The sequence below is a fragment of the Mixta sp. BE291 genome (genome assembly GCF_031457955.1).
In the GTDB taxonomy this organism is placed as follows: domain Bacteria; phylum Pseudomonadota; class Gammaproteobacteria; order Enterobacterales; family Enterobacteriaceae; genus Mixta.
Map to the genome: position 1 here is coordinate 102865 of NZ_JAVDXN010000011.1, position 6000 is coordinate 108864.

The 6000-nt window shown below is 48.9% G+C and carries 5 protein-coding genes and 1 pseudogene; 5 read left to right on the forward strand and 1 reads right to left on the reverse strand.

Annotated features, from left to right (window positions below; all coding sequences use genetic code 11):
• Window positions 1-101 precede the first annotated feature (101 nt).
• Window positions 102-2312 carry an AAA family ATPase gene (locus tag J2X14_RS19285; RefSeq protein ID WP_352412767.1) on the forward strand — a complete coding sequence of 737 codons (2211 nt, stop codon included), beginning with the start codon at window positions 102-104 and terminating at the stop codon, window positions 2310-2312.
• A gap of 338 nt (window positions 2313-2650) precedes the next feature.
• Window positions 2651-2836: pseudogene (locus J2X14_RS19290) on the forward strand (PIN domain-containing protein); the annotation flags it as partial.
• 93 nt (window positions 2837-2929) lie between these two features.
• Here J2X14_RS19290 and arsH read toward each other — a convergent pair.
• Window positions 2930-3628 (reverse strand): arsenical resistance protein ArsH, encoded by a 699-nt coding sequence (arsH, locus tag J2X14_RS19295; protein ID WP_352412768.1) that lies wholly within the window; start codon window positions 3626-3628, stop codon window positions 2930-2932.
• Between the two features lie 83 nt (window positions 3629-3711).
• Here arsH and J2X14_RS19300 point away from each other — a divergent pair, with 83 nt between their 5' ends.
• From J2X14_RS19300 to arsC, 3 genes are read left to right on the forward strand one after another with little or no spacing between them, the layout of a single operon-like run.
• On the forward strand, window positions 3712-4032 hold the full coding sequence (locus J2X14_RS19300) for a transcriptional regulator (protein ID WP_352412769.1): 321 nt from the start codon (window positions 3712-3714) through the stop codon (window positions 4030-4032).
• A gap of 45 nt (window positions 4033-4077) precedes the next feature.
• The gene (locus tag J2X14_RS19305) at window positions 4078-5367 is read left to right on the forward strand and encodes an arsenic transporter (protein ID WP_352412770.1); all 1290 of its coding nucleotides are present in this window, start codon (window positions 4078-4080) and stop codon (window positions 5365-5367) included.
• 12 nt (window positions 5368-5379) lie between these two features.
• Window positions 5380-5805, forward strand: coding sequence for a glutaredoxin-dependent arsenate reductase (gene arsC / locus J2X14_RS19310; RefSeq protein ID WP_352412771.1), 426 nt, complete (start codon window positions 5380-5382; stop codon window positions 5803-5805).
• The last annotated feature ends 195 nt before the right edge of the window (window positions 5806-6000 follow it).

Here is a 6000-nt window from a genome sequence, read left to right on the forward strand (position 1 = left end):
GTGAGCGAAAATCAGAAAAATCTTACCAAGCAGGGTTAACCTGAAAGCGAAGTGCGCTACGATGGGAAGGCTCAGATAATTCAGGGATAAGGAGAATAATAATGGCACAACTTAAAATCAGGGGGGTAAGAAGCTACGCTCCCGACAGAGATATCAGCTTTGATCTCAGCAACAAGGTGACGCTTATCTATGGCCAGAACGGGTCGGGAAAATCCACTGTATCAGGTTATTTCTATGATCGTCAGGCCGACAGGTACCGGCACTGCACATTTGAAAGCCCACATGTCAGTCATTTCCAGGTCTTTAATCAGGAATACATCGACAGCAAATTCGCCCGTTCAGATTATCAGCCCGGGATCTTTACGCTCAGCGAAGCTAATGAAGAAAGTCAGGATAAAATCAACAGTATTAACAAAGAAAGAGCAAAGCTGACTGCCCGCATTGAAAAACTTAATCAGGAGATTGCGGAAAAGAACGGGATGAAAGAGACTGTCATCGAGCACTGTGCCAAGGATATTTTTAACAGGACAGTTAATGACAGAAAAAGCCTCAGCGATTTTCTGAATGGCGCCAGAATACAAAGAACGTTCTACGAACGTATGATTGCAACATTACCTGCCGGCGCGCATACCACTACTGAAGATCTGGCCGGAAGATGGCAGGCGCTTAGCCAAAGTGAAGGTACACTTGTCGATGAAATTAACATTCCCCCGACCTTTGTACTGACGGAAAAGATAATAAAACTCATGCAGGTACCCGTCATGCCTGCAAGCAGTACGCAATTCTCGACATTTATTCAGAACATTGGCAATGCCGACTGGGTGCGCCAGGGGCAGCATTTTATCCACGACGATTTTTGCCCGTTCTGTCAGCAGTCCTTTGATGTCATAAAATTTTCGCAAGAGCTCTGTGAGATGTTTGATGAGACATATCAGACGTCCCTCGGATCACTGCGCCAGGCAGCAGAACGACTCTCTCAGGACTGTGATAGCCTGAATGAATTTGAACGCCGTGTTGCGACCCATTTTTACGTCGATGAGGGGAGTCAGATCCTTACTTTGGTGAAATCCGTAAATAAAGGCTTTCAGCTCTTGCTGCAGCAACTCCTTAATAAAATAAAAGAACCTTCACTGGTAGTAAAACCTGAGAATATTCAGGATCCTCTTTCATTACTCGAGTATGAAGTAGACACATTTAATACCCGGGTACGGGAAAACAACCGGCTGGCTGAGAATTACAGTCAGGAAAAGCAGAAGCTTTATGCAGACGTCATGGCGCACCTCAGGAGGCTCTGTGATGAGTTCTTTACCGAACGCGACAGGCAGCTTGGTGAGCTTCAGAATGACGTTGAGATCAGATTGAGTGAAGCGCAAACCCTCGCAGCCAGTAAGCAGCAGCTGGATGAAGAAACGAACGCGCTGACAGGCCAGCTTTCTGACATACAGCCAACCATAAATGTTATCAATGCTAATCTCAGGCTGCTGGGGATCACCGGTTTTGAAATAATCTGCCATGATGCCGAAATGAAACTGTATCGTCTGCAGCGTGGGAGCGAACCTGATAAAGCGGAAGTATTCAAATCTCTCAGTGAAGGGGAGAAAACCATTGTGTCTTTCCTCTATTTTATTGAATCATGCTCTGGTAGCCTCACACCCGATACAATTAATCCTGAAAATAAACTCATTGTCATTGATGATCCTATTTCCAGCCTGTCACATAACTATATCTATGAAGTCGCTGCACTCATTAAACGAAAAATCATCAAAGCAGAAGCGGCCAGACATGTCATCATACTTACTCATAATATGTTTTTCTTCCAGGAAATACTGCTAAACAGTGGTCGCCTGCAGGATAAGCGGGAAACGCCAGTAAACTGGTCTCTGCTTCGAATCATTAAATCTGACTTCAGTTCATGCGAAACGCTTTCCATGCACGAAATGCTCAATGAATATCAGGCGTTATGGCAGACCCTGAAAGATGTCAGGGACGAGAAAACCCAGCCTGTTGTGCTGTTTAATACGATGAGAAATATTCTTGAGTATTATTTCAGCTTTGCCTGCAAAAATGAAAAACTGAAAGAAGCCCTTGAGTCTCTGGCAAGCGAACACAGTGATGCCGGAGAATATGATTCATTTTACCGGGCAATCAACCGGCATTCTCATTCAGATGGCAGAAATATCTTTTCTACCGGTGTCATTGATAAAGAGCGCTATCTGAAAATGTTCAGGAAAGTGTTTATTCATACTGATGATGATGATCACTATCTTGCCATGATGGGGGAATCAAAAGAGCTACAGGAAGTGGGAGACTAAACGATAAGTATCGTCACCTGCGGGTACCGTTCACTTAACGCGTCGGGAGCGAGCGCATGTGCTTACGCACATGTTCTACGCGCCCGAAACGAAAACGTGTATACCGTATTACGGGTACAATTTTCGGTTTCATGGCGGGTTTTCCTTTTACAGTCCGGCTACTGCCGGAAGTCCCTGTAACCATTTACAGGCGGTAAAAAGCGCAGAGAGGGAACACCCGAGGTGACGACTACTGATTATAAACACCGTTCCGGTTAGAGGTAAACTATTTCCATATTACATACATGGAAAAAAACTGATGAAGATCATGTTTCCTGACTCAGGGCAGGTCTGCCCGGGACAGTGCAGCTTTCAATACAACCATGGAGATGAAGGCGGCATTGGCCGCGGCCGGAACCCCGAACGACCCGAACGACACGGCCATTGCCGGGCACGCCATTGCGACCGGCGCCATCCTGGTGACGAATAATGTGCGGGAGTTTGAGAGGGTACCGAGTCTGGTGCTGGAAGACAGGTTGAACTGACGGCAGAAAGAACGCTGCAGTGGATAATGTCCGCTTTTTACCAATAGCGGACGTTGTTAAGCTCATGCAGTATGGATTCACGAAGAATATACGTTATATTTTGTCCTGATTGACACGGGATGAAAGCTCCTGATGGCTCTCTTTTCGCTCGCTGTAACGATCTGCAAGATAACCGGTTTGTCCCTTAAGCAGCAGCGTGATTTTAAACAGCTCCTCGGCTACATCGACGATGCGGTCATACCATGAAGAAGGTTTCATTCGTCCGTTTTCGTCGAACTCTTGCCATGCCTTGGCTACAGAGGACTGGTTGGGGATTGTAAACATCCGCATCCAGCGACCAAGAATACGCATCTGGTTCACGGCATTGAAGGACTGTGAACCGCCGCAGACCTGCATTACCGCAAGTGTTTTGCCCTGCGAAGGACGAACCGCTCCTTCACTTAAGGGTATCCAGTCAATCTGCGCCTTCATAACTGCGCTCATAGCACCGTGCCGTTCCGGAGAACTCCACACCATCCCGTCACACCATCTGACCAGACCGCGCAGCTCGGTGACTTTGGGATGCGTGTCCGGCGCATCATCCGGCAGGGGTAAACCGGATGGGTTAAAGAGTTTCACTTCCGCGCCCATCGCCGTCAGCAGGCGACCTGCTTCCTCTGCGGCAAAGCGGCTGTAGGAGCGCTCTCTTACTGAACCATACAGGATCAGAATCCGTGGTGGCTCCTGCAGGTGCAGGCGCTCAGCGATGTGTTGATCAAAGCATTTAGTATTCAGGGCAGGAAATTGTTCCATTTTTCTCCTCCAGAGAGCAGATGATTTCAAAGTTAATGCATATGATTTACCATATGTATATTCTAAAGGTAACGGAGAGGAAAATGCTACAACCTGTTCAGCTTTTCAAAATCCTGTCGGATGAAACACGGCTCGCCATTGTCATGCTTCTGCGGGAGTCCGGAGAATTGTGCGTGTGCGATATCTGTGCAGCTACCGCCGAATCACAGCCCAAAATATCACGCCATATGGCCATCCTGCGCGAGGCTAAGCTTGTTCTTGATCGTCGGGAAGGCAAATGGATCCACTATCGTCTGTCACCTCATATTCCGGCGTGGGCCGCTGAGACAATCACGACGTCTTGGCAGTGCCTTCGGGAGGATGTGCGGGAATGGTTGGCAAAATCGGCCTGCAACTCCTGCTGAAGTAGGGGAAACATATTTACATAATCATATATAACGGAGTCTAAAATGTTTTTAGCAGGGAGTATATTTTTACTGACGCTGGTACTGGTGATCTGGCAACCCAGAGGCCTGAGTATTGGCTGGAGCGCGAGTGTCGGAGCTGCGCTGGCGCTGGGAACCGGAGTCATCCATATCGCTGATATTCCCGTTGTCTGGAATATCGTCTGGAACGCGACAGCGGCATTTATTGCGGTCATCATCATCAGCCTGCTGCTCGATGAGTCCGGCTTCTTTGAATGGGCCGCACTGCATGTCTCTCGCTGGGGTAACGGACGTGGCCGCCTTTTGTTTACCTGGATAGTCTTGCTTGGTGCCGCTGTTGCTGCGTTGTTTGCCAATGACGGCGCCGCGCTGATCCTGACGCCGATTGTAATTGCGATGCTGCTCGCACTAGGATTCAGCCAGGGCACGACATTGGCCTTCATCATGGCCGCAGGATTTATTGCAGATACGGCCAGCCTGCCGCTCATTGTTTCTAACCTGGTGAATATCGTCTCGGCGGACTTTTTCGGTCTGGGCTTTACGCAGTATGCCTCCGTTATGATCCCCGTAGATTTGGCAGCGATTACGGCCACTCTGGTTATGCTGCATCTCTTCTTCCGCAGGGACATTCCGGCGACGTATGACGTTTCGCTGCTGAAGGCGCCTGCCAGTGTGATAAAGGATCCGGCAACGTTCAGGGCTGGCTGGATTGTCCTGTTATTGCTGCTTGTCGGTTTCTTTGTTCTGGAGCCTCTGGGAATCCCGGTCAGTGCGATAGCGGCTACTGGCGCAGCAGTACTGTTTATAGTGGCGAAAAGAGGTCATGCCATCAACACCGGAAAAGTCCTGCGCGGTGCGCCATGGCAGATCGTTATTTTTTCGCTGGGCATGTACCTAGTGGTCTATGGCCTGCGCAATGCAGGGCTCACTGAGTATCTGTCTGACGTGCTGAACCTACTGGCAGAAAAGGGGTTATGGGCAGCAACGTTCGGCACCGGCTTCCTGACCGCGTTCCTGTCGTCGGTGATGAATAATATGCCGACGGTGCTGATTGGCGCACTGTCGATTGACGGGAGTACGACGACTGGCGTCGTCAAAGAGGCTATGATCTATGCCAACGTGATTGGCTGCGATTTAGGCCCGAAAATCACCCCGATTGGCAGTCTGGCAACCCTGCTTTGGCTGCATGTGCTTGCCCAGAAAAATATAACGATTACTTGGGGATATTACTTCCGCACCGGCATTATCATGACTCTGCCCGTGCTGTTTGTCACTTTGGCCGCGCTGGCGTTGCGGCTCTCCATCACTTTGTAATGAGATACAGATATGAGCAACATTACCATCTATCACAACCCTGCCTGCGGCACTTCTCGCAACACGTTGGAGATGATCCGTAACAGCGGCAACGAACCGACGATAATTTATTATCTCGATACGCCACCGACCCGTGATGAGCTGATTAAACTTATTTCAGATATGGGAATTACGGTGCGTGCATTACTGCGTAAGAATGTTGAGCCTTATGAACACCTGGGTCTTGATGAAGAGAAATTTAGTGATGAGCAGTTGATTGATTTCATGCTTCAACATCCGATCCTGATTAATCGGCCGGTAGTCGTTACGCCGCTTGGCACTCGTCTTTGCCGCCCTTCAGAAATAATGTTGGATATTCTACCGGAAGGTCAGAAAAGAGCGTTTACCAAAGAGGATGGCGAGAAGGTCATTGACGAAACGGGGAAGCGGGTTAAGTAATCTGCCCACTTCAAAATATCGGACGCCTGTTCACGCTATGCGGGCGTCCGCTTTTCGCTCATAGCGGATACAGGCCTGCGTGTCAGTCCGCTTCGTGCCAGAAGCGGACTTGATTAAATTAACATGGAGCAGACCATCACGCTCTGCTCAAGTTTATGTTCTTCATGCCGATAAAGGCAGATAAGTACAGAACAC

Excerpts from the sequence above, each read along its gene's own strand:
- J2X14_RS19285 (WP_352412767.1), top strand. The coding sequence starts at position 102 with ATGGCACAACTTAAAATCAGGGGGGTAAGAAGCTACGCTCCCGACAGA.
- arsH (WP_352412768.1), bottom strand. The coding sequence starts at position 3,628 with ATGGAACAATTTCCTGCCCTGAATACTAAATGCTTTGATCAACACATC.
- J2X14_RS19300 (WP_352412769.1), top strand. The coding sequence starts at position 3,712 with ATGCTACAACCTGTTCAGCTTTTCAAAATCCTGTCGGATGAAACACGG.
- J2X14_RS19305 (WP_352412770.1), top strand. The coding sequence starts at position 4,078 with ATGTTTTTAGCAGGGAGTATATTTTTACTGACGCTGGTACTGGTGATC.
- arsC (WP_352412771.1), top strand. The coding sequence starts at position 5,380 with ATGAGCAACATTACCATCTATCACAACCCTGCCTGCGGCACTTCTCGC.